General features: G+C 65.0%; 25 protein-coding genes. 14 read left to right on the plus strand and 11 right to left on the minus strand.

Annotation, left to right across the window (positions count from 1 at the left end):
- Positions 1-2 precede the first annotated feature (2 nt).
- Together KH389_RS00270 and KH389_RS00275 are read left to right on the plus strand one after the other, a co-directional pair.
- Positions 3-572 carry a cytochrome c oxidase assembly protein gene (locus KH389_RS00270; RefSeq protein WP_043862279.1) on the plus strand — a complete coding sequence of 190 codons (570 nt, stop codon included), beginning with the start codon at positions 3-5 and terminating at the stop codon, positions 570-572.
- A 12-nt stretch (positions 573-584) separates the two neighbouring features.
- On the plus strand, positions 585-1,472 hold the full coding sequence (locus KH389_RS00275) for a cytochrome c oxidase subunit 3 (RefSeq protein WP_043862280.1): 888 nt from the start codon (positions 585-587) through the stop codon (positions 1,470-1,472).
- Between the two features lie 6 nt (positions 1,473-1,478).
- Here KH389_RS00275 and KH389_RS00280 read toward each other — a convergent pair whose 3' ends face one another.
- Positions 1,479-1,682, minus strand: coding sequence for a twin transmembrane helix small protein (locus KH389_RS00280; RefSeq protein WP_043862281.1), 204 nt, complete (start codon positions 1,680-1,682; stop codon positions 1,479-1,481).
- A gap of 62 nt (positions 1,683-1,744) precedes the next feature.
- Between KH389_RS00280 and KH389_RS00285 the strand changes: the two genes are divergently transcribed.
- From KH389_RS00285 to KH389_RS00305, 5 genes are read left to right on the plus strand one after another with little or no spacing between them, the layout of a single operon-like run.
- Positions 1,745-2,485 carry an SURF1 family protein gene (locus tag KH389_RS00285; RefSeq protein WP_100634937.1) on the plus strand — a complete coding sequence of 247 codons (741 nt, stop codon included), beginning with the start codon at positions 1,745-1,747 and terminating at the stop codon, positions 2,483-2,485.
- A complete protein-coding gene (locus KH389_RS00290; RefSeq protein WP_078481277.1) occupies positions 2,451-3,038 on the plus strand; it encodes a hypothetical protein in 588 nt (195 codons plus the stop codon). Before KH389_RS00285 ends, KH389_RS00290 begins: the two co-directional genes overlap by 35 nt.
- 12 nt (positions 3,039-3,050) lie before the next feature.
- A complete protein-coding gene (locus KH389_RS00295) occupies positions 3,051-4,133 on the plus strand; it encodes a COX15/CtaA family protein (RefSeq protein ID WP_213606655.1) in 1,083 nt (360 codons plus the stop codon).
- Complete coding sequence (gene cyoE, locus KH389_RS00300) at positions 4,118-5,017, plus strand: heme o synthase (RefSeq protein ID WP_043862285.1); 900 nt, start codon at positions 4,118-4,120, stop codon at positions 5,015-5,017. The genes KH389_RS00295 and cyoE overlap by 16 nt, the downstream gene beginning before the upstream one ends.
- A complete protein-coding gene (locus tag KH389_RS00305) occupies positions 5,014-5,646 on the plus strand; it encodes an SCO family protein (RefSeq protein WP_213606657.1) in 633 nt (210 codons plus the stop codon). Before cyoE ends, KH389_RS00305 begins: the two co-directional genes overlap by 4 nt.
- Before the next feature lie 119 nt (positions 5,647-5,765).
- Here KH389_RS00305 and KH389_RS00310 read toward each other — a convergent pair whose 3' ends face one another.
- Genes KH389_RS00310 through KH389_RS00320 form a run of 3 tightly spaced genes read right to left on the minus strand, consistent with a single transcriptional unit; the run spans position 5,766 to position 8,278 of the window.
- Positions 5,766-6,539 (minus strand): MetQ/NlpA family ABC transporter substrate-binding protein, encoded by a 774-nt coding sequence (locus KH389_RS00310; RefSeq protein WP_043862287.1) that lies wholly within the window; start codon positions 6,537-6,539, stop codon positions 5,766-5,768.
- Positions 6,540-6,599: 60 nt separating this feature from the next.
- Positions 6,600-7,271, minus strand: a complete 672-nt coding sequence (locus tag KH389_RS00315; RefSeq protein ID WP_043862288.1) for a methionine ABC transporter permease — start codon at positions 7,269-7,271, stop codon at positions 6,600-6,602.
- Entirely contained in the window at positions 7,271-8,278 is a 1,008-nt protein-coding gene (locus KH389_RS00320) for a methionine ABC transporter ATP-binding protein (RefSeq protein ID WP_054916029.1), read from the minus strand. Before KH389_RS00320 ends, KH389_RS00315 begins: the two co-directional genes overlap by 1 nt.
- 236 nt (positions 8,279-8,514) lie before the next feature.
- On the opposite strand from KH389_RS00320, the gene katE reads away from it, so the two are divergent.
- Positions 8,515-10,653 carry a catalase HPII gene (gene katE / locus KH389_RS00325; protein WP_043862290.1) on the plus strand — a complete coding sequence of 713 codons (2,139 nt, stop codon included), beginning with the start codon at positions 8,515-8,517 and terminating at the stop codon, positions 10,651-10,653.
- Positions 10,654-10,711: 58 nt separating this feature from the next.
- Here katE and KH389_RS00330 read toward each other — a convergent pair whose 3' ends face one another.
- The 4 genes from KH389_RS00330 to zur all read right to left on the minus strand — a co-directional run bounded on the left by KH389_RS00330 (position 10,712) and on the right by zur (position 13,606).
- The gene (locus KH389_RS00330) at positions 10,712-11,425 is read right to left on the minus strand and encodes a PA5502 family lipoprotein (protein WP_043862291.1); all 714 of its coding nucleotides are present in this window, start codon (positions 11,423-11,425) and stop codon (positions 10,712-10,714) included.
- A gap of 144 nt (positions 11,426-11,569) precedes the next feature.
- Positions 11,570-12,352, minus strand: coding sequence for a zinc ABC transporter permease subunit ZnuB (gene znuB, locus KH389_RS00335; protein ID WP_043862292.1), 783 nt, complete (start codon positions 12,350-12,352; stop codon positions 11,570-11,572).
- Positions 12,345-13,124 carry a zinc ABC transporter ATP-binding protein ZnuC gene (gene znuC, locus KH389_RS00340; protein ID WP_043862293.1) on the minus strand — a complete coding sequence of 260 codons (780 nt, stop codon included), beginning with the start codon at positions 13,122-13,124 and terminating at the stop codon, positions 12,345-12,347. The genes znuB and znuC overlap by 8 nt, the downstream gene beginning before the upstream one ends.
- Entirely contained in the window at positions 13,124-13,606 is a 483-nt protein-coding gene (gene zur / locus KH389_RS00345; RefSeq protein ID WP_043862294.1) for a zinc uptake transcriptional repressor Zur, read from the minus strand. Before zur ends, znuC begins: the two co-directional genes overlap by 1 nt.
- A gap of 66 nt (positions 13,607-13,672) precedes the next feature.
- Here zur and KH389_RS00350 point away from each other — a divergent pair, with 66 nt between their 5' ends.
- Positions 13,673-14,593, plus strand: a complete 921-nt coding sequence (locus tag KH389_RS00350) for a zinc ABC transporter substrate-binding protein (protein WP_088514213.1) — start codon at positions 13,673-13,675, stop codon at positions 14,591-14,593.
- A 96-nt stretch (positions 14,594-14,689) separates the two neighbouring features.
- Here the strand turns inward: KH389_RS00350 and KH389_RS00355 are convergent, their stop codons facing one another.
- Entirely contained in the window at positions 14,690-15,640 is a 951-nt protein-coding gene (locus KH389_RS00355; RefSeq protein WP_043862339.1) for a homoserine kinase, read from the minus strand.
- A gap of 64 nt (positions 15,641-15,704) precedes the next feature.
- Positions 15,705-15,992, minus strand: a complete 288-nt coding sequence (locus KH389_RS00360; protein WP_043862296.1) for a DUF2782 domain-containing protein — start codon at positions 15,990-15,992, stop codon at positions 15,705-15,707.
- A 74-nt stretch (positions 15,993-16,066) separates the two neighbouring features.
- Here KH389_RS00360 and polA point away from each other — a divergent pair, with 74 nt between their 5' ends.
- Positions 16,067-18,847, plus strand: coding sequence for a DNA polymerase I (gene polA, locus KH389_RS00365; RefSeq protein WP_213606660.1), 2,781 nt, complete (start codon positions 16,067-16,069; stop codon positions 18,845-18,847).
- 289 nt (positions 18,848-19,136) lie between these two features.
- Here polA and yihA read toward each other — a convergent pair whose 3' ends face one another.
- A complete protein-coding gene (yihA, locus tag KH389_RS00370; protein ID WP_054916024.1) occupies positions 19,137-19,769 on the minus strand; it encodes a ribosome biogenesis GTP-binding protein YihA/YsxC in 633 nt (210 codons plus the stop codon).
- 417 nt (positions 19,770-20,186) lie between these two features.
- Here yihA and KH389_RS00375 point away from each other — a divergent pair, with 417 nt between their 5' ends.
- The 4 genes from KH389_RS00375 to KH389_RS00390 all read left to right on the plus strand — a co-directional run bounded on the left by KH389_RS00375 (position 20,187) and on the right by KH389_RS00390 (position 24,426).
- Complete coding sequence (locus KH389_RS00375; protein ID WP_043862299.1) at positions 20,187-20,804, plus strand: c-type cytochrome; 618 nt, start codon at positions 20,187-20,189, stop codon at positions 20,802-20,804.
- 165 nt (positions 20,805-20,969) lie between these two features.
- Positions 20,970-21,602 carry a thiol:disulfide interchange protein DsbA gene (dsbA, locus tag KH389_RS00380; protein WP_043862300.1) on the plus strand — a complete coding sequence of 211 codons (633 nt, stop codon included), beginning with the start codon at positions 20,970-20,972 and terminating at the stop codon, positions 21,600-21,602.
- Between the two features lie 11 nt (positions 21,603-21,613).
- Positions 21,614-22,468 carry an endonuclease/exonuclease/phosphatase family protein gene (locus KH389_RS00385; RefSeq protein WP_043862301.1) on the plus strand — a complete coding sequence of 285 codons (855 nt, stop codon included), beginning with the start codon at positions 21,614-21,616 and terminating at the stop codon, positions 22,466-22,468.
- A gap of 23 nt (positions 22,469-22,491) precedes the next feature.
- Positions 22,492-24,426 (plus strand): GGDEF domain-containing protein, encoded by a 1,935-nt coding sequence (locus tag KH389_RS00390; RefSeq protein ID WP_213606662.1) that lies wholly within the window; start codon positions 22,492-22,494, stop codon positions 24,424-24,426.
- Positions 24,427-24,430: the final 4 nt, after the last annotated feature.

The raw sequence follows: 24,430 nt of genomic DNA on the forward strand, positions 1-24,430 counted from the left end.
CCATGAACGAGCGCACGTCGCTGCGACGACTGGTGACGCGGCTGATGCTGCTGACCGTGGTGATGTTCGCCTTCGGCTTTGCCCTGGTGCCGATCTACGACGTGATGTGCAAGGCCTTCGGCATCAACGGCAAGACCGGCGGGCAGTATGCAGGCAGCCAGGTCAGCGACCCGACGCGCTCGGTGAAGGTGCAGTTCCTGTCGACCAATGCCAGCGACATGGTCTGGGACTTCTACTCCACCGCCGACCAGATCGACGTCAACCCGGGCGCGGTAAACCAGATGATCTTCGTGGCGCGCAACCCCACCGACAAGCCGATGACCGCCCAGGCCATCCCCAGCATCAGCCCGGCGGAGGCGGCCGCATACTTTCACAAGACCGAATGCTTCTGCTTCAGCCAGCAGGTGCTGCAGCCGGGTGAGCGCATCGAGATGCCGGTGCGCTTCATCGTCGACCGCGACCTGCCCAAGGATGTGAAACACCTGACGCTTGCCTACACGCTGTTCGATATCACCGCTCGCCAGCCGCCGGTGGCCCACGTGGCCACCCAGACCGTACAGAGCGCCCGATAAGGAGAACGATCCATGGCTGCTCATCAGCACTACTACGTACCGGCGCAGAGCAAGTGGCCGATCATCGCCACCCTCGGCATGCTGATCACGGTGTTCGGCCTGGGCACCTGGTTCAACGACATGAAGGCCGGCCACGAGGACTCCCATGGCCCGCTGATCTTCTTTGTCGGCGCACTGTGCCTGGCCTACATGCTGTTCGGCTGGTTCGGCGCGGTGATCAAGGAAAGCCGCGCCGGGCTCTACAGCCCGCAGCTGGACCGCTCGTTCCGCTGGGGCATGTCGTGGTTTATCTTTTCGGAGGTGATGTTCTTCGTGGCCTTCTTCGGTGCGCTGTTCTACGTGCGCCACCTGGCCGGCCCGGCGCTGGGTGGGGAAGGTGCCAAGGGCGTGGCGCACATGCTGTGGCCGAACTTCCAGTTCGCCTGGCCGCTGCTGCATACCCCCGACCCCAAGCTGTTCCCGCCGCCCAGCGATGTGATCGACCCGTGGCACCTGCCGCTGATCAACACCATTCTGCTGGTCAGCTCCAGCGTGACCATCACCATCGCCCACCATGCCCTGCGCAAGGATCACCGCGGTGCGCTGAAATTCTGGCTGGCACTGACCATCGTGCTGGGCGTGGCGTTTCTCATCCTGCAGGCCTACGAGTACCACGAGGCCTACACCGAACTGGGCCTGACCCTGCATTCGGGGATCTACGGCGCCACCTTCTTCATGCTCACCGGGTTCCACGGGGCCCACGTGACCATGGGCACGATCATCCTGTTCGTGATGCTGATGCGCATCCTGCGCGGGCATTTCAGCGCCGACAAGCACTTCGGCTTCGAGGCGGCCAGCTGGTACTGGCACTTCGTGGATGTGGTGTGGGTGGGGTTGTTCATCTTCGTGTATGTGCTGTAGCCGCGCCTAGAACGGCGCGTGGGACACCAGTTGGCCGCTGTAGAAACCCCAGGCGACCAGCGCCAGGGTGATGGCGGCCAGGCTGACACGGATTTTCAGGGCGGTGAGCAGGCGGGTCGAGTTGTCATCGTCCTTGACCAGAAAGAACAGGCCGCTGAACAGGCTGATCACGGTCGCCAGCAGCATCAGGACAATCGCGGCTTTGAGCATGGCGGTACTCCGGGGGATGCGATGACTACAACAAGTATAGCGACAGCCGTTGTGGGGCCCCGATGAGGCCGTTCCGCCCCGGCCGGGTGCCGACCCTGGTGGTGATGTTGCTGCTGCCGGGGCTGATTGCGCTGGGCTGCTGGCAGTTGGGGCGCGCCGCCGAAAAGCGCGAGTTGCTGACCACCTATGCAGAGCGCCGGGTGGCAGCGCCCCTGGCCAGCGAGCAGTTGGCGCAGGCGAGCGACCCGGCCTATCGCCGGGTGCACCTGTATGGCCGTTTCGACCGCACCCACAGTGTGCTGCTCGACAACCGCCTGCGCGACGGCCAGGCCGGGGTCGAGCTGCTGCAACCCTTTCACGACCAGGCCAGCGGCCTGTGGCTGCTGGTCAATCGCGGCTGGCTGCCCTGGCCCGACCGGCGTGTGGCGGTGCAGTTCAGCACCCCCGAGACACCGCTTGCCCTGCAGGCCTGGGTATATGTGGCGCCGGGCAGCACCTTCCAGTTGCACGCCGACCCGCAAGGGGGCCGCTGGCCGCACCTGCTCACGGCGGTGGATGCCGCGCAGCTGTGGCCGCAGCTGGGCCGCGAGGGCTTTGCCCATGAACTGCGCCTGGAACCGGGCCCGGCCAGCTACCGGCTGGACTGGCCGGTGGTGGCGATGGGCCCCGAGAAGCACCTGGGCTACGCCGTGCAATGGTTTGCCCTGGCCGCGGCGCTGGTTGCGCTGTACCTCTATTTCGGCTGGCACAACGACAAGGAGAACCACCATGGGCGCCGTCATGCATCCATCCGGCACGTCTGAAGTGCCGCGCCGTCGTTGGCGCGGGCGGTTGCAGCTGATTCTGATCCTGCTGGTGGTGGTGGGGCCGATGATGCTCGCCACCGGCATGTACAAGCTGCAGTTCTGGGTGCCGGAAAGCCGCAGCTACCACGGCGAACTGATCGGCAACGGCCAGGGCCGCGCCGAGCTGGGGGTCTCGACCGACGAGGCGCGCTGGCAACTGCTGGTCAGCACCCCTGGTGACTGTGACGCAGACTGCCAGCAACTTGTGTACCTGGCGCGCCAGGTACAGATCGGCCTTGGCCGCGACGCCGCCCGTGCCAGCCACGCGCTGGCCGCCGGGCAACCGCTGAGCGAGGCGTATCAGGCCAGGCTTGCGCGCGAGTACCCGCAACTGCAGCGCTATGCGCTGGAGCTGGCGCAGTACAGCAGGGCCGCCGGGAGCCTGAAGGGCGCGCAGCTGTGGATCGTCGACCCCCACGGCAACCTGGTGTTGCGCTACGACGCACGGGTCAAGGGCAAGGACCTGCTCAACGACCTGCGCCATCTGCTCAAGCTGTCCAACATCGGCTAGGAGGCACGCACCATGGCCAGACCCGGATACCGCCTCGCCGTGTTCGCCACCTTCCTCGCGCTGGTGGTGGTGCTGCTGGGGGCCTATACCCGCCTGACCCACGCCGGCCTGGGCTGCCCCGACTGGCCGGGCTGCTACGGCTTCATCAGCGTGCCCAAGACCGAGGCGCAACTGGCACATGCCGAACGCCACTACCCGGACACGCCGGTCGAGGCCCACAAGGGCCGCAACGAGATGGTGCACCGTTATTTTGCCGGCACCCTGGCGCTGGTGATCGCCATGCTGGCGGTGCAGGCGCTGCGTCGGCATGGGCACAACGGCCAGCCGTACCGCCTGCCGCTGCTGCTGTTGGCGGTGGTGTTCTTCCAGGCCGCGTTCGGCATGTGGACGGTCACCCTCAAGCTGTGGCCGCAGGTGGTCACGGCGCACTTGCTGGGCGGCTTTGCCACCCTGAGCCTGCTGTTTCTGCTGAGCCTGCGCCTGTCGCGCGCGTTCATGCCCCTGCCCGGCCTGCCGCTGCGGCTAAGGCGCCTGGCGGCACTGGCGTTGCTGCTGGTGATCGGGCAAGTCGCCCTGGGCGGCTGGGTGAGCGCCAACTATGCCGCGGTGGCCTGCGTCGACCTGCCGACCTGTCACGGCCAGTGGTGGCCCGAGGCGGATTTTGCCAACGGCTTTCACCTCACCCAGCACATCGGCCCCAACTACCTGGGCGGACAGCTCGACAGCGAGGCGCGCACCGCCATCCATATCACCCACCGCCTGGGGGCGCTGCTGGTCACGCTGGTGTTGCTGACCCTGGCCTGGCAGCTGCACGCTATCGGCCTGCGGCGCCTGGCCAGGCTGGTGCTGCTGGCGCTGGCGGTGCAGGTGGGGCTGGGCATCAGCAATGTGGCATTCGGGCTGCCGCTGGCGGTGGCGGTGGCGCACAACGCCGGTGGCGCGGCGCTGCTGCTGACGCTGGTGCTGGTCAACTACCGCACGCGCCTGGCTACGCAGCCCAAGGCGCGCAGGGTCAGCCAGGGCTGGCGCCTGACGCCGCTGCGCCCGGTGGGCGTGATGCATTATCTGAGAGAGAACCCATGGCAACGCTTCTGAACCCCGCGCGCCAGCAGGCGCTGTGGCGCGACTACCTGGAGCTGACCAAGCCCAAGGTGGTGGTGCTGATGCTCATCACCTCGCTGGTGGGGATGTTCCTGGCCACCCGCGCGGGCGTGCCATGGACGGTGCTGGTGTTCGGCAACCTGGGCATCGGCCTGTGTGCGGGCGCAGCGGCGGCGGTCAACCATGTGGTGGACCGGCGCATCGACGCACTGATGGCGCGCACCCACAAGCGGCCGCTGGCCGAGGGGCGCGTCGCACCGCTGGCGGCGCTGGCGTTCGCCTTGCTGCTGGCGGTGCTGGGCATGGTGCTGCTGCTGAGCTTCACCAACGCACTGACCGCCTGGCTGACCCTGGCCTCGCTGCTGGGCTATGCGGTGCTCTACACCGGCTTTCTCAAGCGGGCCACGCCGCAGAACATCGTGATCGGCGGGCTGGCCGGGGCGGCGCCGCCGCTGCTGGGCTGGGTGGCGGTGACCGGGCATGTGGGCGCCGAGCCCCTGTTGCTGGTGCTGATCATTTTCGCCTGGACCCCGCCGCACTTCTGGGCCCTGGCCATCCATCGCAAGGAGGAGTACGCCAAGGCCGATATCCCGATGCTGCCGGTGACCCACGGCGAGCACTACACCAAGCTGCACATTCTGCTGTACACCGCCGCCCTGCTGGCGGTGAGCCTGTTGCCTTACGTGATCCACATGAGCGGGCCGCTGTACCTGGCTTGCGCCGTGGTGCTGGGCGGGCGCTTCCTGCACTGGGCCTGGGTGTTGTACCGTGGCAGTCGGCCGCACGCGGCGATCAGGACCTTCAAGTACTCTATCGCGTACCTGTTCCTGCTGTTCATCGCGCTGCTTGTTGACCATTACCTACTGTTGAACCTATGACTCGAACCCAGAAAACCGTTTTCATCCTCGTTGCCCTGGTCGCACTGATTCTCGGGCTTACCATCAACAAGGTGCTGAGCAATCGCAGCCAGGGCGACCCCACGGCGCTGATCGATGCCGGGATCATCCTGCTGCCGAAGAGCCGCCAGGTGCCGGCGCTGCAGATGACCGACGAGAACGGCCAGCCGGTGGTGCTGGACCAGCTCAAGGGCAAGTGGTCGCTGCTGTTCTTCGGCTACACCTTCTGCCCGGACATCTGCCCGACCACGCTGGCGCAACTGCGGCAGGTCAAGAGCGAGCTGCCCAAGGAGGCGGTGGACCGTCTGCAGGTGGTGCTGGTGAGCGTCGACCCGAACCGGGATACACCGGCGCAGTTGAAGACGTACCTGGGCTACTTCGACAAGGATTTTCGCGGGGTGACGGGGTCGCTGGAGGATACGCAGAAGCTGGCCAATGCGGTGAGCATCCCGTTCATTCCGGCCGATACCAGCAAGCCGAACTACACGGTCGATCACAGTGGCAACCTGGCGCTGCTCGGGCCGGATGGTACCCAGCGCGGGTTCATTCGGGCGCCGTTCAACAACCAGAAGCTGGTGGCGCAGTTGCCGGGGCTGGTCAAGCGCGACTGAAAGCTTCGCGGGTCAAGCCCGCTCCCACAGGTACAACCCTGGTTTCAAGGGCGGTGGAGAACTTGTGGGAGCGGGCTTGACCCGCGATGGGCTGCGTAGCAGCCCTTGGCATTTCTGAATCAGAACGCTGGCTTGACCGCGCCCTTGTACTTCTCTTCGATGAACTTCTTCACTTCAGGCGTGTGCAGTGCTGCTACCAGCTTCTTCACCGCGTCCGAATCCTTGTTGTCCTCGCGGGTCACCAGGATGTTCACATAAGGCGAATCGCTGCCTTCGATGACCAGGGCGTCCTTTTCAGGGTTGAGCTTGGCTTCCAGCGCATAGTTGGTGTTGATCAGCGCCAGGTCGACCTGGGTCAGTACGCGCGGAATGGTGGCAGCTTCCAGCTCACGGAATTTCAGGCCCTTGTCGTTACCGGTGATGTCCTTCACGGTCGACAGGATGTTGGTGTTGTCCTTGAGCTTGATCACGCCAGCCTTGTCCAGCAGCAGCAAGGCACGGCCGCCGTTGGTGGCGTCGTTGGGGATGACCACGGTGGCGCCCGATGGCAGTTCGTCGAGCTTCTTGAGCTTGTTCGAATAGGCGCCCAGCGGCTCCAGGTGCACGCCGGCAACGCTGACCAGGTGAGTGCCCTTGGCCTTGTTGAACTCGTCCAGGTACGGCTGGTGCTGGAAGAAGTTGGCATCCAGGCGCTTCTCGGCCACCTGCACGTTGGGCTGGACGTAGTCGGTGAACACCTTCACCTTCAGGTCCACGCCTTCCTTGGCCAGCGCCGGTTTGACGAACTCGAGGATCTCGGCGTGCGGTACCGGGGTGGCGGCAACGGTCAGGGTCTCGGCCGCGTGGGCAGAGAAGGCCGCGACGGCGGCAACAGCAGCAAGCAGTCTTTTCATCTAATCGCTCCTTGTGAGGGCCGTTCCGGCCCCCGGCGCGTCGGCGTGGCCGACCCTTGGTTACTTACGGGAAAAATGCACAACCAGTTTGTCGCCGACACTCTGCAGAACTTGAACCAGCACCAGCAGCAGTACCACGGTGACTACCATCACGTCGGTCTGGAAGCGCTGGTAGCCGAAGCGGATGGCCAGGTCACCCAGCCCGCCGGCACCCACCACACCCGCCATCGCGGTGTACGACACCAGGGTGATGGCCGTCACGGTGATGGCTGCGAAGATGCCCGGCCGCGCTTCGGGCAGCAGGGCGTTCATGATGATCTGGCGCGTGGTGGCCCCCATCGACTGGGTGGCCTCGATGATGCCGCGGTCGACCTCGCGCAGGGCGGTTTCCACCAGTCGCGCGAAGAACGGCGTGGCACCGACCACCAGTGGCGGGATGGCCCCGGCCACGCCCAGCGAGGTGCCGGTGATGAGCACGGTGAACGGGATCATCACGATCAGCAGGATGATGAACGGCAGCGAACGCAGCACGTTGACCACCAGCGACAGCAGCGCATACACACGCTTTTCTTCGAACAGCTGGCGCGGGCCGCACAGAAACAGCAGCACGCCCAGTGGCAGGCCAAGCAGTACGGTGAACAGCAGCGAGCCGAACAGCATGATCATGGTATCGATCGTGGCCAGCCAGATTTCGGCCCAGTCGATGTTGGCAAAGAAACTCAGGGCGTCCATCAGCGCAGTACCTCCATATGAACATCTGCCGCAATGAAGCGGGCAAATGCCGCCTCGATGTCGCCACCGGTGATGGCCAGGGTCAGTTGACCGTAGGGGGTGTCCTTGATGCGGTCGATACGCCCGGCGAGGATGCTGTAGTCCACCCCGGTTTCACGGGCCACGGTGCCCAGCAGCGGCGCATAGGTGGCGTCGCCCTGGAAGGTCAGGCGCACGATGCGCCCCGGTACATGGGCAAAATCGTCGCGCTGTTCGCTTTCGTCGACCTGCTCGTCTTCCTGCACGAAACGCTTGGTGGTCGGGTGCTTGGGGTGCAGGAACACCTGCGCCACCGGGCCCTGTTCGACGATCTGCCCGGCGTCCATCACTGCCACCTGGTCGCACACGCGGCGGATCACGTCCATCTCGTGGGTGATGAGCACGATGGTCAGCTTCAGCTCGCGGTTGATCTCGGCCAGCAATTGCAGCACCGAGGCGGTGGTTTGCGGGTCCAGGGCGCTGGTGGCTTCGTCGCACAGCAGGATCTTGGGCTTGGTGGCCAGGGCGCGGGCGATGCCGACGCGCTGCTTCTGGCCGCCGGACAGCTGTGCCGGGTATTTCCTGGCATGCTCGCTCAGCCCTACGCGGGCCAGCAGCTCGCCGACGCGCTGGTCGATCTCGGCGCGCGACATGCGCCCGGCCAGGGTCAGCGGCAGCGCCACGTTGTCGGCCACGGTCTTGGAGGCCAGCAGGTTGAAGTGCTGGAAGATCATCCCGACCTGCTGGCGAAAGCGGCGCAGGTCGTTGGCGTTGAACGCCGTGACGTCTTCGCCGTCGACGATGATCTTGCCGCCGCTGGGGGCCTCGAGGCGGTTGATCAGGCGCAGCAGGGTACTTTTGCCGGCACCGGAATGGCCGATCAGACCGAACACCTGGCCGTCTTCGACGCGCAGGCTGGTCGGGTGCAGTGCGGGGATGTCCCTACCGGCGACGCGGTAGGTTTTATGGACTTGTTGAAACTCGATCACGTAGCGAACCTTGTGGGGCGCATGAAATAGGGTCAGCTGTTAGCCGGGGGGCGCATTTTAGCCTGTTCGTATATAGGTTCTTAGCATTTATTTCGTGTTTGACCAACGCTTGAGGAATAACGCGATCAGTGGTTGCTCGCTGGTCATTCGAAAGGAACGCCCGGCACTCCTGTCAGTCACTACCTGAAGAGCCCCATCCAGGGGCCCCGCGTACGATGATGAGGAGTTGCAGACCCATGCCCAGCAAGAAGAATGCGCCCCAGGAAAGTCAACTCGCCGGCGCCCAGACGCCCGACAAGGCCAACACCAACGCCAAGCTGCAGAGCCTGGAGCCGTTTCGCAGCGATGCCACCGGCCAGGCGCTGCGCACCAACCAGGGGGTCAAGGTTGCCGACAACCAGAACACCCTCAAGGCCGGTGACCGCGGCCCCTCGCTGCTTGAAGACTTCATCATGCGCGAGAAGATCACGCATTTCGACCATGAGCGCATTCCCGAGCGCATCGTGCATGCCCGCGGCACCGGCGCGCATGGCTACTTCCAGGCTTACGAGTCGCATGCCGCACTGACCAAGGCCGGCTTCTTGCAGGACCCGGACAAGATCACCCCGGTGTTCGTGCGCTTCTCCACCGTGCAGGGGCCGCGTGGCTCGGGTGACACGGTGCGCGACGTGCGCGGCTTTGCCGTCAAGTTCTTTACCGATGAGGGCAACTTCGACCTGGTTGGCAACAACATGCCGGTGTTCTTCATTCAGGACGCAATCAAGTTTCCCGACTTCGTGCATGCGGTCAAACCCGAACCGCACAACGAGATCCCCACCGGCGGTTCGGCCCACGACACCTTCTGGGACTTCGTCTCGCTGGTGCCCGAGTCGGCGCACATGGTGATCTGGGCGATGTCCGACCGCGCGATACCGAAAAGCCTGCGCACCATGCAGGGCTTTGGCGTGCACACCTTCCGCCTGATCAACGCCGAAGGCGTGGCCAGTTTCGTCAAGTTCCACTGGAAGCCCAAGCAGGGTGTGCATTCGCTGTTGTGGGACGAGGCGCAGAAGCTGGCGGGCAAGGACACTGACTATCACCGCCGCGACCTGTGGGAAGCGATCGAGACCGGCAACTACCCGGAATGGGAACTGGGCGTGCAGATCGTGCCCGAGGCCGACGAGCATAAGTTCGAGTTCGACCTGCTCGACCCGACCAAGATCATCCCCGAAGAGCTGGTACCGGTGACGCCGCTTGGCAAGATGGTGCTCAACCGCAACCCGGACAACTTCTTTGCCGAAATCGAGCAGGTGGCGTTCTGCCCCGGTCATATCGTGCCGGGCATCGACTTTTCCAACGACCCGCTGCTGCAGGGCCGGCTGTTCTCCTACACCGACACGCAGATCAGCCGCCTGGGTGGCCCGAACTTCCACGAGATCCCGATCAACCGGCCCGTGGCACCCAACCACAACGGCCAGCGCGATGCCCAGCACCGTACCACCGTGCACAAGGGCCGGGCTTCCTACGAGCCCAACTCCATCGATGGCGGCTGGCCGAAGGAAACCCCGCCGGCGGCGCAGGATGGCGGCTTCGAGACCTACCCCGAGCGCATCGAGGCGCACAAGGTGCGCCAGCGCAGCCCCTCGTTCGGCGATCACTTCTCCCAGGCGCGGCTGTTCTTCCAGAGCATGAGCCCGACCGAGCAGGAGCACATCATCAGTGCCTACAGCTTCGAGCTGGGCAAGGTGGAGCGCGAGCATATCCGTGCCCGCGAGGTGAACGAGATTCTTGCCAACATCGACCTCAAGCTGGCGGCGCGGGTAGCGCAGAACCTTGGCCTGCCGGCGCCCAAGGCCGGCACCGTGGACGTCAAGCCACAGTCGCTCAAGGCTTCGCCGGCGCTGAGCCAGATGAACCTGCTGGGAGAAGGCATCAAGGGGCGCAAGGTGGCGATTCTGGTGGCCGATGGCGTGGATGCCACGCTGGTGGACCCGCTGGTGAAGGCGTTGCAGGCCGAGAGCGCCCAGGGCGTGCTGCTGGGGCCGACCTCGGCGCCGGTGAAGACCGCTGCCGGCAAGACCCTGGCGGTGGATGCCTCGATGGAAGGCATGCCGTCGGTGGTGTTCGATGCGGTATGGATCGCCGGTGGCAAGGCCAGCCTGCAGGCCCTGAGCGGCGATGGCGTGGCGCTGCACTTCGTGCTGGAGGCCTACAAGCACCTCAAGCCGCTGGGTACCGACAGCGATGCCAAGGCCGTGCTCGACAAGCTGGGCCTCAAGGCGGATGAAGGCATGGTGGTGGGCAGCGATCAGAAGGCCTACAAGGCGTTGATCGCGGCGATTGCCAAGCACCGGGTGTGGTCGCGGGAAGCGGCCGCCAAGGCCATTCCGGCGTAGTCAAAAAGGCCGGCTCCTGCAGGAGCCGGCCTTGCCGGCGAAGAAGGCACCGCCGACATCACTCGGCGCGCCGCGGCGTAAGCACCACCTGCGCCGGCTGGTTGCGATGAATCTCGTGGGCCTGCTGCAAGGCGAAGCTCGCATCGCGCTTGCTTACCCGCTTGGCCAGCAAGGTCTGTAGCCACGGCGCGTCATCACGGCGCGGCACCTGGAACACCACGTCACACTGGTAATTCACTACATCGGTGGCGATGTCATCCAGTTGTCGGCGAAGTTCTTCTATTTTCGTGATTTTCAACGCCACTACGGTGCTCGGCGCCGTGGGGTCGATGACTTTTGCCGGCGGCTTGGCTTCCGCCGCCTTGAGCGCGGCCTCGGCCTTGTCCAGCTCGGCCTTGCGCGCCTGGGTGATGGCACCATTCACGCCGCCGGTCAGCGCCGGGGCCTTGGGCATCAGCGCACGGGCACGTGCCAGCGCGGTGGCTGCGGCATTCACATCGCCCTTCTGCAGCACGATCTGGCTGCGTTGCAGGTAGGCTTCGGCCAGCTGGCGCTGCATGGGTTCGAGGCGTGCATCGTCCGGCGACTGGGCCTGCAAGGTGGCCAGCTGGTCTTCGGCGGTGGCCAGCTCGCTGCTGGCGATGTTCTGCTCCAGCAGCTGCCAGGCATCGGGCTGCGCGGGCGGCGGCGGGTCGACCGGCGCGCTGGAACAGGCGGCCAGCAACACGGAAAACGCGGCAAGGAGCAGATAACGGGAGGCGAACGGCTTCATTCCTGCGACTCTCTATTTGCGCAAAAAGCGAGCAAGTCTACACCCAGCGCGCTGGCGCGAAAATAACTCTTCAGGATGTAGCGGCGATTAAAATGTCGCAGGGCGCGACCCTGTCGGCCGCACCCTGCCCATGGGGCTGCGCGCTCAGCGCCGGGGCAGCGCCAGGCTCACCAAGAATAGCACTGCCGCACACACCACGATGGATGGGCCGGCCGGGGTGTCCTTGAACCACGACAGGGCCAGCCCGCCACACACCGCCACTACGCCGATCAGGCTGGCGCCCAGGGCCATCTGTTCCGGCGAGCGCGCATGCCGCTGTGCGGCTGCGGCGGGGATGATCAGCAGCGAGGTGATCAGCAGCACGCCGACGATCTTCATCGCCACCGCGATCACCACCGCAATCAGCAGCATCAACGCCAGGCGCAGCGCAGCCACCGGCAGGCCTTCGACCCGGGCCAGTTCCTCGTGCACGGTCACCGCCAGCAGCGGGCGCCACAGCGCCACGATCAGCAACAGGACCAGCGCACTGCCGCCCAGGATCCACGCCAGGTCGCCCGGGCTGATCGCCAGCAGGTCGCCGAACAGGTAGGCCATCAGGTCGATGCGCACATCGTGCATGAAGCTCAGCACCACCAGGCCCAGCGACAGCGTGCTCGGCGCGAGAATCCCCAGCAGGGTGTCGGAGGCCAGCGGCTGGCGCTGCTGCAGGGTCACCAGCAACAGCGCCAGCAACAGGCAGCCGACGGTCACCGCCAGCGTCGGGCTGACGTCCAGCACGAAGCCCAGGGCCACGCCCAGCAGCGCCGCGTGGGACAGCGTGTCGCCGAAATACGCCATGCGCCGCCACACCACGAACGAGCCCAGCGGGCCCGCCACCAGCGCCAGGGCCAGGCCTGCAAGCAGGGCATACAACAGAAAATCAGCCATGCTTGCAGTGGTCTCCGTGCACATGCCCGCCAGGGGCCGGGGTGACCACCGACCCGTGCAGGTCGTGGGCGTGGTCGTGATGATGGTGGTAGATCGCCAGGCTTGGCGCGTTGTTGCCGAACAGCTCGACGAAGGCCGGGTCGCCGCTGACCTGCTCCGGGTGGCCCGAGCAGCACACGTGGCGGTTGAGGCACACCACCTGATCGGTGGTGCTCATCACCAGGTGCAGGTCGTGGGAGACCATCAGCACGCCGCAGCCGTAGCGGTCGCGCAGGCGCGTGATCAGGCTGTAGAGCTCGGCCTGACCGGCCACGTCGACGCCCTGTACCGGCTCGTCGAGCACCAGCAGTTCTGGCTTGCGCAGCAGCGCGCGGGCCAGCAGCACCCGCTGCATCTCGCCGCCGGACACGGTCTGGATGGGGCTGTCGATGACGTGTTCGGCGCCCACTTCGTTGAGGGCCGCCAGTGCTGTCTTGCGGTCCACGCCCGGCACCAGGCGCAGAAAGCGCAGTACCGACAGCGGCAAGGTGGCGTCCACCTGGATCTTCTGCGGCATGTAGCCGATGCGCAGTCGCGGCTTGCGCCATACGCTGCCGGTATGCGGCGCCAGCAGGCCGAGTACGGCGCGCACCAGGGTGGTCTTGCCGGCGCCGTTGGGGCCGATCAGGGTCACGATCTGCCCGGGCTCCACGCACAGGTCGATGCTGTCGAGCACGGCCTGGCCGCCGAAGGTGACGCCCACCTGCTCGAGGCGGATCAACGCGTTGCTCATCAGGCGCTCCGGCAGGTGCCGCACAGACCGACCACTTCGACGGTCTGGGTCTCGACACTGAAACCCACATCATTGGCGCTGGCCACGATGGCGTCGCTGATGGAGGCTTGCTCCAGTTCGATTGCCACGTGGCATTGGCGGCAGATCAGGAACTGGCCCTGGTGGGCATGCTCGGGGTGGCTGCAGCCCATGAAGGCATTGAGCGACGCAATGCGGTGCACCAGGCTGTTTTCCAGCAGGAAATCCAGTGCGCGGTACACGGTGGGCGGTGCGGCGCGGCGGCCGTCCTGCTCGCTGAGCACGGCAAGGATGTCGTAGGCGCCCAGCGGCTTGTGGCTTTGCCATACCAGCTCCAGCACGCGGCGGCGCAGGGCGGTCAGGCGCAGGCCCTGACGCGCGCACAGCGCATCGGCCTCGGCCAGCGCGCTGTGCACGCAGTGGGAGTGGTCGTGGGGACGGTTGGCCAGCGGGGTATTGGGCATGGGCAGCGACGGTTCTGTTGAGAGACGTTATTATGTTACCCGTTCCTGCCCCGATGAGTGCCTATCGTGTCCCGATTTTTTGCCCTTTTTGTCGCTTTTGTCACAAGCAGCCTGTTGATGACCCCGGCGCAGGCCGAGGTTCAGGTGCTGACCAGCATCAAGCCGCTGCAGCTGATCGCCGCAGCGGTGCAGGACGGTGTCGGTACGCCGGATGTGCTGCTGCCACCGGGCGCTTCGCCGCACCATTACGCCTTGCGCCCTTCCGATGTGCGCAAGGTGGGCCAGGTGGACTTGCTGTACTGGATCGGCCCGGACATGGAGGGTTTTTTGCCCCGTGTGCTGGGTAGCCGCAGCAAGCCGACGGTGGCGGTTCAGAGCCTGCCGGGCCTGACCTTGCGCCATTTCGGCGAGGACAGCCATTCCCACGCGCAAGACGCCGACGAGCACGACCATGACCACCGCCCAGGCAGCCTGGATGCGCACCTGTGGTTGTCGTCGGTGAACGCGCGGGTGATTGCGGCGAAGATGGCGGCGGACCTGGGCGCGGCCGATCCGCAGAACCAGGCGCGCTACACCGCCAACGCCAAGGCATTCGGCGAGCGCCTGGATGCCTTGGATGCGCGGCTCAAGGCGCGGGTGAGCGCTGTTGCGGGCAAGCCGTACTTTGTCTTTCATGAAGCCTTCGATTACTTCGAGGCGGCCTACGGGCTCAAGCACACCGGCGTGTTCAGCGTGGCGGCGGAGGTGCAGCCGGGCGCGCAGCACGTGGCCGCGATGCGCAAGCGCCTGCAGGAAGTGGGCAAGACCTGTGTATTCAGCGAGCCGCCGCTACGCCCGCGGCTGGCCGAGACGCTGACAGCGGGGTTGCCGGTGACGCTGGCCGAGCTGGATGCGCTGGGCGGCACGATGCCAGCGGATGCCAATGGCTATGAGCGGTTGCTGGAGAACCTGGGCAATGGGTTGGCGGGGTGCCTGGAAAAGCTCTGACCCACCGATCTGTAGGAGCCGGCCTTGCCGGCGAAGGGCTGCGCTGCAGCCCAACGGCTCCGCCGGCAAGGCCGGCTCCTACCTGGAGTGGCTCAGTTACAACGCGAACGGCAGGGCGATGTCCACCTGCTGACGCGCCGCCAGGCGCACCTCGAAATCCGCCGGGTCGTGAATCAGCACGTCCATCCCGGCAAACGACTCGGCCGCAATCAGCCGCGACAGCCAGAACCGCACGCAGGCCACCCGCAACATCACCGGCCACAGGTGTGCCTCGGCTGCGGTGAACGGGCGCAGCGCCGCATACGCACCCAGCAACGCCCGCGCCCGCGGCGGGTCGATCTGCCCGGCATCGTCGCAGCACCAGTCGTTCAGGGTGATCGCCAGGTCATACAGCATCGGCCCGGAGCACGCATTGTAGAAATCGATCAGCCCGGTCAGGTGGGTGCCTTCGAACAAGGCGTTGTCGCGGAACAGGTCGGCGTGCAGGTTGGCCCGCGGCAGCGCCATGATCTGGCCCTGGTGCGCGACGATCTCGTCCAGGCAGCCCTGCAGCAGCGCCTGTTGCGTCGGGTTCAGGCGCGGCATCAGTTCGGCGCCGGTCGCCAGCATCCAGTCCAGGCCACGGTCGGTCTTGCGCTCCAGCACCTTGTGCTGGGTCGCGGTGTGCAGGTGGCCGAGCAGTTCGCCCACCTGTACGCAATGCTGGTTGTTCGCCACCTTGATGTGCTTGCCCGGCAGGCGCGGCTGCAGCAGCGCCGGCTTGCCGGCCAGCTCGCGCAGGGCCACGCCGTCGCGGGTGCGCAGCGCATAGGGCACCGGCAGGTCGGCCTCGTGCAGCACGTCGAGCAGTTCGATGAAGAACGGCAGGTCCTGGATCGGCCCGCGTTCGACCAGTGTCAGCACGAACTCACCCTGTTCGAGGCTGACGAAGAAGTTGCTGTTCTCGGTGCCGGCGGCAATTCCCTGGAAGTCCCGCAGGCGACCCAGTCCATAGGGCGCCAGAAAGGTTTCCAGCTCGGGCCGGGTCAGTGGGGTGAAGACAGACATGGTCAAAAACTGCTCATTCGGGCACTTCCCACAGGAAGTGCCAGGTGGATGGTAGGGGCCCGCATTACCACTCGAAGATTTTCCAGGAAGGAATCAGCATGTCGGGTTGGTCGGAACGGATGAAGTTGCCTTCCGAGCCGTCTGCGCGCACCAGAAAGTAAGGCTTGCCCCCTTTGGGGGTGACCTTGATGGCATACAGGAAACCGTTCTGGCGGTATTCCTGGATGGTCTTGTCGCCTTCCGTGCGAATGGTTACATCCGGATCGGCCGAAGGCGCTTCATCCGCCGCATTGGCTACCAGTGGAGCGGCAGCCAACACACCGAGCAGCAACAGGCGATTTAGTCTACGCATGATAACCTTGTCCCTTTGTCGTCAATGTTCCGGACATTCTAGCGCCGGGCCCGTTGAAAAGGTTGATTCTGCTCATGAGCCAAGCTCCCCTCGTCCTGGTGGACGGTTCGTCCTACCTGTACCGCGCGTTCCACGCGCTGCCACCGCTGACCAACTCCAAGGGCATGCCCACCGGCGCGGTGAAGGGTGTGCTGAACATGCTCAGGAGCCTGCGCAAGCAGTACCCGGACAGCCCCTTCGCGGTGGTGTTCGACGCCAAGGGCGGCACCTTTCGCGACGAGATGTACGCCGAGTACAAGGCCAACCGGCCGAGCATGCCCGACGACATGCGTGTGCAGATCGAGCCGCTGCACGCCAGCGTCAAGGCGCTGGGCTTCCCGCTGCTGTGCGTGGAGGGGGTCGAGGCCGACGACGTGATCGGCACCCTGGCCCGCAGCAGCGCCGCGGCGACCCGCCCGGTGGTGATCTCCACCGGTGACAAGGACATGGCCCAGCTGGTGGATGCGCACATTACCCTGGTCAATACCATGTCGGGCTCGTCGATGGACATCGAGGGCGTGAAGGAGAAGTTCGGCGTCGCACCCGAGCAGATCATCGACCTGCTGGCGCTGATGGGCGACTCATCCGACAACATCCCCGGGGTCAAGGGCGTGGGCGAGAAGACCGCCGTCGGCCTGCTGGTGGGCGTCAATGGCGGTATCAAGGAGCTGTACGAGAATCTCGACCTGGTGCCGAGCCTGCCGATCCGCGGGGCCAAGACCCTGCCGGCCAAGCTGCTGGAGCACAAGGAGCTGGCGTTCCTGTCGTACCAGCTGGCCACGATCAAGGTCGACGTGCCGCTGGAGGTCGGGCTGGACGACCTGCACCTGGGCGAACCTGACCGCGAAACGCTGCTGCAGCTGTACACCGAACTCGAGTTCAAGGGCTGGATCGACGAAGTTCAGCGCGAGAACAAGCGCCTGGAGCTCGCCCCGCCCCCTGCCGCCACACCCGACGCCGAGGCGCCCCCGGTGGCCGTTGCCGAGCCGGTAGCCCCTGTCGAGGCCGCCTATGAAACCATTCTGGACAAGGCACGTTTCGACGTGTGGCTGCAAAAGCTCAAGGACGCCGAGCTGTTCGCATTCGATACCGAAACCACCGGGGTCGATGCACAGCAGGCCCAGCTGGTCGGCCTGTCGTTTGCGGTCAAGCCCCATGAGGCCGCCTACATCCCGCTGGCACACGACTACGAAGGCGCTCCGCAGCAGCTGGACCGCGAGCTGGTGCTGAACGCGCTCAAGCCGCTGCTGGAAGACCCGAACAAGGCCAAGGTCGGGCAGCACGCCAAGTACGACATCAACATCCTGGCCAACTGCGCGGGCATTACCGTGCGTGGGGTGGCCTTCGACACCATGCTCGAATCCTATGTGCTGAATTCCACGGCCACCCGCCACGACATGGACAGCCTGGCCAAGAAGTACCTGGACCACACCACCATCGGCTTCACCGACATTGCCGGCAAGGGTGCCAAGCAGCTGACCTTCAACCAGATCCACCTGGACAAGGCCGGCCCCTACGCCGCCGAAGATGCCGACATCACCCTGCGCCTGCACCACAAGCTGCACGCCGAGCTGGCGGCGCTGCCAAGCCTGGCCAGTGTGCTGAGCGATATCGAGATGCCGCTGGTGCCGGTGCTGGCGCGTATCGAGCGCGAGGGCGCGCTGGTGGATGCCGACCTGCTCAAGATCCAGAGCGGTGAGCTGGGCGACAAGATGGACGCGCTGGAGCGCGAAGCCATCGAGCTGGCGGGCGAGCCGTTCAACCTGGGTTCGCCCAGGCAGCTGGGCGCCATCCTTTATGACAAGTTCGGCCTGCCGGTACTGAAGAAGACCCCCAGGGGCCAGCCGTCGACGGCTGAAGAAGCCCTCGAGGCGCTGGCCGAGGAAGGTTTCCCGCTGCCCAAGGTGCTGATGCAGTACCGCTCCATGAGCAAGCTCAAGAGCACCTACACCGACCGCCTGCCCGAGCAGATCAACCCGCGTACCGGGCGTATCCACACTTCCTACCAGCAGGCGGTGGCTGCCACCGGCCGCCTGTCGTCTAGTGACCCGAACCTGCAGAACATCCCGGTGCGTACCGCCGAGGGCCGGCGCATTCGCCAGGCCTTCATCGCGGCGCCCGGCTACAAATTGCTGGCGGCGGACTACTCGCAGATCGAGCTGCGCATCATGGCCCACCTGGCCAAGGACGAAGGCCTACTCAGCGCCTTCCGCAACGGCCTGGACGTGCACACTGCCACCGCGGCCGAAGTGTTCAAGGTGGAGCTTGGCGACGTGACCTCCGACCAGCGGCGCAGCGCCAAGGCGATCAACTTCGGCCTGATCTACGGCATGGGTGCAAAGAAGCTGGGCAAGGACATCGGCGTCGACAGCAAGACGGCCAAGGCCTACATCGACGTGTACTTTGCCCGCTACCCGGGCGTGCGCGACTACATGGAGCGCACCCGCAAGCAGGCGGCCGACCAGGGCTACGTGGAAACGCTGTTCGGGCGGCGCCTGTACCTGCCGACCATTCACTCCAACCGTCCGCAGGAGCGCGCTGGCGCCGAGCGTACCGCGATCAACGCGCCGATGCAGGGCACCGCAGCTGACATCATCAAGCGCGCCATGGTCACGGTGGACAACTGGCTGGCGAGCACTGCGCTGGATGCCCGGGTGATCCTGCAGGTGCACGACGAACTGGTGCTGGAAGTGCGCGAGGACCTGGTGGAACAGGTGGCGCAGGAGATTCGCGTGCACATGAGCGGTGCCGCGCAGCTGGATGTACCTCTGGTGGTGGATGTGGGCGTGGGGGCGAACTGGGACGAGGCGCACTGAAAAGCGTGCTTGGCGCCTACCAAAAACAGAAATTTGCTGCGGCATAAGGTCGCGGCAATTTCTGCTTTTTCGGCCTATGGAAAATAGTTTCCCGCGCCGAGGAACTAAACCGGTGAACCACGACTCAGAGTAACTGAATGGCTGGTGAAGCCCTTCGATGCTCCTATGTTGTGTTAAGTGTTGGCAGATATCTGGACCCCGCCCTAGCGGTCCGGAACTTGAACCCCGAACTTCCCCCTCCCCATACGAAGTCCGGGGTTTTTTTTGCCCGGCATTTGCCGGGCAGCCCTTATTCTGCGGGCTTGTCCGGCAGTTGCAGCCAGCGAGCCAGTACCGTGTAGGCCTCTTCCAGCCCCTGGCGCTTGGGCGCCGAGAACAGCTGGATGGTCACGCTGTCGCCCCACCCCTTGCGGATTTCGGCCTGTACCTTGAGCAGCGTGCCCTTGGCCGCGCCGAAGGTCAGCTTGTCGGCCTTGGTCAGCAGGATGTGCATCGGCATGCCGCTGGCCACGGCCCAGTCGAGCATCATCTTGTCGAAGTCGGTCATGGGATGGCGCACGTCCATCATCAGGATCAGGCCCTTGAGGCTCTCCCGGCTGCCCAGGTAGGCCTCCAGGTGGCGCTGCCAGTGCTGCTTGAGCGGGATCGGCACCTTTGCATAACCGTAGCCCGGCAGGTCGACCAGACGCCGATCGTCGTCCAGACTGAAGAAATTCAACAGCTGGGTACGCCCCGGGGTTTTCGAGGTGCGCGCCAGGCTCGCGTGGGTCAGGGTGTTGAGGGCGCTGGACTTGCCGGCGTTGGAGCGGCCGGCAAAGGCCACTTCGAAACCTTCGTCGTCCGGGCACTGGTCGACTTTGGCGGCACTGAGGGCGAATTTGGCCTGCTGGCAGAGTCCGAGGATGGGGTTTTTGACTTGCATGGTATTTCCGATTGGGCGTTGCTCGAGGGGGTCTCGGCAAGCGGTGTCGTTTCCGTTTCAGGCACGGGAGTATATAATGCCCCAGTTTTTGTGTGCGCATTATCCCAGCGTAGGAGGATGTGCACGGGAGCTGCTTGACCAAGCTTGCGCAGTAGACGCAGTGCAGCCCCAACCCTGAAAGGGTCGTATTCGGCGCTCAGGCTACACAGGATCCCTACAGCGTGGAAGTCACGCCTGACATAAGGGACCGCAGAGGCTGTCGAAACAGCTCCCCAGGGTTTCAAGGCTATGCCGCCGCGTGGTTTGTGCATGGACTGCAGTAACGAGGACGATCAGACCACCCTGACCGGGTGAGTCAACAAGACAGGTTGCCTCGATACATAACTCTTTCACCCTTAGCCGTAGTTGGATTAGCTGATGAACAAACTATTCGTGAGTCTGCTGTTGACCTTAGGCATCACCGGGGCTGCCAACGCTGCCGGCAATATCGTTGGGGATGCTGCTGCCGGTCAGGCAAAAACCGCTGTATGTGGCGCGTGTCACAACCCCGACGGCAACAGCATGGCGCCGAATTTCCCGAAACTGGCCGGCCAGGGCGAGAAATACCTGGAGAAGCAACTGCACGACATCAAGTCGGGCAAACGTACCGTGCTGGAAATGACCGGCATGCTGGCCGCGTTCAACGATCAGGACCTGGCCGATATCGCGGCCTATTTCGCCAGCCAGAAAGGCAGCGTGGGCGCCGCCGACCCGGCGCTGGTCGAGCGTGGTCGCGCACTGTTCAACGGCGGTGATCTGGAAAAAGGCCTGCCGGCCTGCACCGGTTGCCACTCGCCCAACGGCGCAGGCATTGCCGCCGCCGGCTTCCCGCACCTGGGTGGTCAGCACGCAAGCTACGTGGCCAAGCAGCTGACGGACTTCCGTGAAGGCAATCGCACCAACGATGGCGATGCCACCACCATGCGCACCATCGCCAGCAAGCTGAGCAACAAGGACATCGACGCGTTGTCCAGCTACATCCAGGGCCTGCACTGAGCCCCGTTTTAACGCTGGGTTAATACAGCGGCGCAAAAATGAAAAGGGTGGCCCGGGCCACCCTTTTTTGTGCCCGCTGCCGTTACACTAACGAACTCGGGCCTGCCCCGGCCTGTCTGAACCCAGGTCGCGACGAGGCGACACATCACTGCTCAGGAGTAACGCATGCGTAATCTGATTCTCGGCGCCGCGCTGGTCGCCGCCAGCGCCTTCGGTATGACGGTCCAGGCCGCAGACCCTGTGATCGCCGGCAAGGAATATGTCGAGCTGAGCAACCCGGTACCGGTGTCCCAGCCTGGCAAGATCGAAGTGGTCGAGCTGTTCTGGTATGGCTGCCCGCATTGCTACAGCTTTGAACCGACGATCAACCCGTGGGTCGAAAAGCTGCCTGACGACGTGAACTTCAAGCGTATCCCCGCCATGTTCGGCGGCCCATGGGACGCCCACGGGCAGATGTTCCTGACCCTGGAAGCCATGGGCGTGGAGCACAAGGTGCATGCGGCCGTGTTCGATGCCATCCAGAACCAGCGCAAGCACCTGACCAAGCCTGAAGAGATGGCCGACTTCCTGGCCACCCAGGGTGTGGACAAGGACAAGTTCCTGGCCACCTTCAACTCGTTCGCCATCAAGGGACAGGTCAACCAGGCCAAGGAACTTGCCAAGCAGTACAACATTAAGGGCGTTCCGAGCATGGTCGTCAACGGCAAGTACACCTTCGACCTGGGCACCGCAGGTGGCCCGAACGGCGTACTGAACGTTGCTGACCAACTGATTGCCAAGGAACGCGCCGCCAAATAAGAGGCGAAACTATGCGCCGCTGGAAATCCGAGCGCCTCGTCGGCCTGCACGAACCGCAGGTCAACGAGCACCATATCGATGCAAGTGGTCTACCGTCCGACGGTCGCTTGCGTCTGCTCAGCTTCAATATCCAGGTAGGCATCAGCACCGAGCGTTACCGGCACTACCTGACCCGCAGCTGGCAGCACCTGCTGCCGCACATGGGGCGTGCCGGCAACCTGCAGAAGATCGGCAACCTGCTGGGCGACTTCGACCTGGTGGCCCTGCAGGAAGCCGACGGCGGCAGCCTGCGCTCGGGCTACGTCAACCAGGTTGAACACCTGGCGCAACTGGGTGCTTTCCCCTACTGGTACCAGCAGCTCAACCGCAACCTCGGGCGCCTGGGCCAGCACAGCAACGGCGTGCTCAGCCGCCTCAAGCCGCAACTGCTCGAAGACCACCCGCTGCCCGGCCCGGCCGGCCGCGGTGCGATCCTGGTGCGGTTCGGTGAAGGCGAGGATGCGCTGGTGGTGGTGATGATGCACCTGGCGCTTGGCGCGCGAACCCGTGCCCTGCAACTGGGCTACATCCGCGAGCTGATCGGCGGCTATCGTCACCAGGTGCTGATGGGCGACATGAACACCCATGCCACCGACCTGCTGCAGCACTCCCCGCTGCGCGACCTGGGCCTGATTGCGCCGCAGGTCGAAGCGACCTTCCCCAGCTGGCGACCACAGCGTTGCCTTGATCATATTCTGCTCAGCCCGAGCCTCACCCTGGAACGGGTCGAGGTGCTGTCCCAGCCGATTTCCGACCATCTCCCCGTGGCGGTCGAGATTCGTTTGCCTGATGCCCTGACTGTCGATACCCTTCCGGCCTTGCGTTAGTCCCCTTATCTGCGGACCTTGGCATGACCGACGAAGCTCAACGCTGGAAAGAAAAATACCTCAAGAGCATCGAGCAGCAGGAAAAGCTCGAACGCCGGTGGGACGCCCGTCTCGACCTGCTGCGCCGCGGCCTGGTGCGCAGCACCCTGGCGGCCGAAGGCAGTGACCGCGCGGTAGACCAGTGCATGAAGGAAATGCGCGAGGTCATCCGTACCGACAACATGGACGCCGCCCTGGCCGGGTTGATCCCGCGCCTGGAAAAGGCCGTGCTCGATTCCGAGCAGCGCCGTGAAACCCGGATCGCCCAGGTAGGCACCGCGCTCAACGCGCTGGTGGCCCAGTTGCAGAAGCTGCCGTTGCCCAGCGAGGTCAGCCGACCGCTGAAGAAATTTGCCAAGCAGCTGGATGCGCGGGCCAGCCAGTCACGCGAGATGCCGTTGCTGCTGAGCGAGCTCAGTGGCTTGCAGGGCAAGGCGCTGGCGGTGCTGGAGCACCCAGAAGAGGCGAGCAAGCCGGGGTTTCTGCAGCGCTTGTTTGGCGGGCGTGAAGAAGAGACGCAGGTCGCTCAACCCGAGGCGCAGGCCCTGGAGCCGGTGGCGCAAGCAGCGGTCGAACCTGTGCATGAGCAGCCTGCGCCGGCTGCGGCGGATGTGGATGAACTGCAGCCGTTGCCCGAGCCCCAAACCTTGGTCGACACAGAGGACGCCGAGGCTGCTGCGCAGCCCATCGCCGGCAATGCCGGCTCCTACACTGTAGGCGCCAGCCTTGCTGGCGAAGAGGCCCCAGCGCTCACACCGCCACCCACGCCTGCCCCGGTGCTGACCGAGCAAGCGGACGCTGTCGAAGTCGATGGTGCACCCGAACCCACCCCCGAAGAACTCCTCTACGCCCTCCCCGACGGAACCGAGCCTTCCTATAGCTCCGTCGCCACCCATATCGAGCAGACCCTGCTCGGTTTGCTCGACGACCTGACCCTGCCCGAACGCCACAAGCCCCAGGCCCTGGCGGTGCGTCAGCGCTTGGAGCACGGGCTGAACTGGTACGAGCTGCTGCCGGTGCTGGATGACCTGGCGGTACTGATGCTGGCCATCACCGACAGCGGCCAGCATGAATTCGAAGCCTACCTGCAACAGCTCAACGAGCGCCTCGAGACGTTCCAGAGCCACCTGCAGGAGGCCAGCGAAGGGCATGCCGACAACAGCTCCGTCGCCCGCGACCTCAATACCCAGCTGCGCGAACAGGTCGACGGCCTGCAAAGCAGCGTGCAGGGCGCTGCCGACCTCGACAGTCTCAAGCACATCCTCGAGAACCGCCTCGAGGGCCTGCTCGGCACCATGGACGAGCACCAGCATCAGCGTGACCTGCGCGAGCAGGAACTGGCCAGCCGCCTGCAAGGCCTGGCCGAGCGGGTCGCGAGCATGGAGCAGGAAGCCCTGGGCTACCGCGAGCACCTTGAAGAACAGCGCCAGAAGGCCCTGATCGACCCGCTCACCGGCTTGCCCAACCGCGCCGCCTGGGCCGAGCGCCTGGAGCAGGAAATGCTCGCCTGGCAGGAAAACGGCGGCCACCTGCTGATGGCCATGCTCGACCTCGACCACTTCAAGCGCATCAACGACAGCTACGGCCACCAGGCCGGCGACAAGGTGCTCAAGATCGTTGCCAACGAGCTGCGCAAGCGTCTGCGCAGCCGCGATTTCATCGCCCGCTTCGGCGGCGAGGAGTTCGTCCTGCTGGTGCCGCAGACCGCGCTGGGTAGCGGTATCGAGCTGGCCGAGACGCTGCGCGGCGCCATCGAAGCCTGCCCGTTCCACTTCAAGGGCGAACGGGTGACCATCACCCTGTCCATCGGCATCACCGCGTTCCGCTCCGGCGAGCGCAGCGACGCAGTGCTCAAGCGCGCCGACGAGGCGCTGTACCGCGCCAAGCACCTGGGTCGCAACCGCGTCGAACAGGGGTGAACGG

The organism is Pseudomonas qingdaonensis, from assembly GCF_018398475.1.
In the GTDB taxonomy this organism is placed as follows: domain Bacteria; phylum Pseudomonadota; class Gammaproteobacteria; order Pseudomonadales; family Pseudomonadaceae; genus Aquipseudomonas; species Aquipseudomonas palmensis.

What these genes read in the sequence shown, in the direction of transcription:
- KH389_RS00270 (WP_043862279.1), top strand. Translation starts at nt 3, where the DNA reads ATGAACGAGCGCACGTCGCTGCGACGACTGGTGACGCGGCTGATGCTG.
- KH389_RS00275 (WP_043862280.1), top strand. Translation starts at nt 585, where the DNA reads ATGGCTGCTCATCAGCACTACTACGTACCGGCGCAGAGCAAGTGGCCG.
- KH389_RS00280 (WP_043862281.1), bottom strand. Translation starts at nt 1,682, where the DNA reads ATGCTCAAAGCCGCGATTGTCCTGATGCTGCTGGCGACCGTGATCAGC.
- KH389_RS00285 (WP_100634937.1), top strand. Translation starts at nt 1,745, where the DNA reads ATGAGGCCGTTCCGCCCCGGCCGGGTGCCGACCCTGGTGGTGATGTTG.
- KH389_RS00290 (WP_078481277.1), top strand. Translation starts at nt 2,451, where the DNA reads ATGGGCGCCGTCATGCATCCATCCGGCACGTCTGAAGTGCCGCGCCGT.
- KH389_RS00295 (WP_213606655.1), top strand. Translation starts at nt 3,051, where the DNA reads ATGGCCAGACCCGGATACCGCCTCGCCGTGTTCGCCACCTTCCTCGCG.
- cyoE (WP_043862285.1), top strand. Translation starts at nt 4,118, where the DNA reads ATGGCAACGCTTCTGAACCCCGCGCGCCAGCAGGCGCTGTGGCGCGAC.
- KH389_RS00305 (WP_213606657.1), top strand. Translation starts at nt 5,014, where the DNA reads ATGACTCGAACCCAGAAAACCGTTTTCATCCTCGTTGCCCTGGTCGCA.
- KH389_RS00310 (WP_043862287.1), bottom strand. Translation starts at nt 6,539, where the DNA reads ATGAAAAGACTGCTTGCTGCTGTTGCCGCCGTCGCGGCCTTCTCTGCC.
- KH389_RS00315 (WP_043862288.1), bottom strand. Translation starts at nt 7,271, where the DNA reads ATGGACGCCCTGAGTTTCTTTGCCAACATCGACTGGGCCGAAATCTGG.
- katE (WP_043862290.1), top strand. Translation starts at nt 8,515, where the DNA reads ATGCCCAGCAAGAAGAATGCGCCCCAGGAAAGTCAACTCGCCGGCGCC.
- KH389_RS00330 (WP_043862291.1), bottom strand. Translation starts at nt 11,425, where the DNA reads ATGAAGCCGTTCGCCTCCCGTTATCTGCTCCTTGCCGCGTTTTCCGTG.
- znuB (WP_043862292.1), bottom strand. Translation starts at nt 12,352, where the DNA reads ATGGCTGATTTTCTGTTGTATGCCCTGCTTGCAGGCCTGGCCCTGGCG.
- znuC (WP_043862293.1), bottom strand. Translation starts at nt 13,124, where the DNA reads ATGAGCAACGCGTTGATCCGCCTCGAGCAGGTGGGCGTCACCTTCGGC.
- zur (WP_043862294.1), bottom strand. Translation starts at nt 13,606, where the DNA reads ATGCCCAATACCCCGCTGGCCAACCGTCCCCACGACCACTCCCACTGC.
- KH389_RS00355 (WP_043862339.1), bottom strand. Translation starts at nt 15,640, where the DNA reads ATGTCTGTCTTCACCCCACTGACCCGGCCCGAGCTGGAAACCTTTCTG.
- KH389_RS00360 (WP_043862296.1), bottom strand. Translation starts at nt 15,992, where the DNA reads ATGCGTAGACTAAATCGCCTGTTGCTGCTCGGTGTGTTGGCTGCCGCT.
- polA (WP_213606660.1), top strand. Translation starts at nt 16,067, where the DNA reads ATGAGCCAAGCTCCCCTCGTCCTGGTGGACGGTTCGTCCTACCTGTAC.
- yihA (WP_054916024.1), bottom strand. Translation starts at nt 19,769, where the DNA reads ATGCAAGTCAAAAACCCCATCCTCGGACTCTGCCAGCAGGCCAAATTC.
- KH389_RS00375 (WP_043862299.1), top strand. Translation starts at nt 20,187, where the DNA reads ATGAACAAACTATTCGTGAGTCTGCTGTTGACCTTAGGCATCACCGGG.
- dsbA (WP_043862300.1), top strand. Translation starts at nt 20,970, where the DNA reads ATGCGTAATCTGATTCTCGGCGCCGCGCTGGTCGCCGCCAGCGCCTTC.
- KH389_RS00385 (WP_043862301.1), top strand. Translation starts at nt 21,614, where the DNA reads ATGCGCCGCTGGAAATCCGAGCGCCTCGTCGGCCTGCACGAACCGCAG.
- KH389_RS00390 (WP_213606662.1), top strand. Translation starts at nt 22,492, where the DNA reads ATGACCGACGAAGCTCAACGCTGGAAAGAAAAATACCTCAAGAGCATC.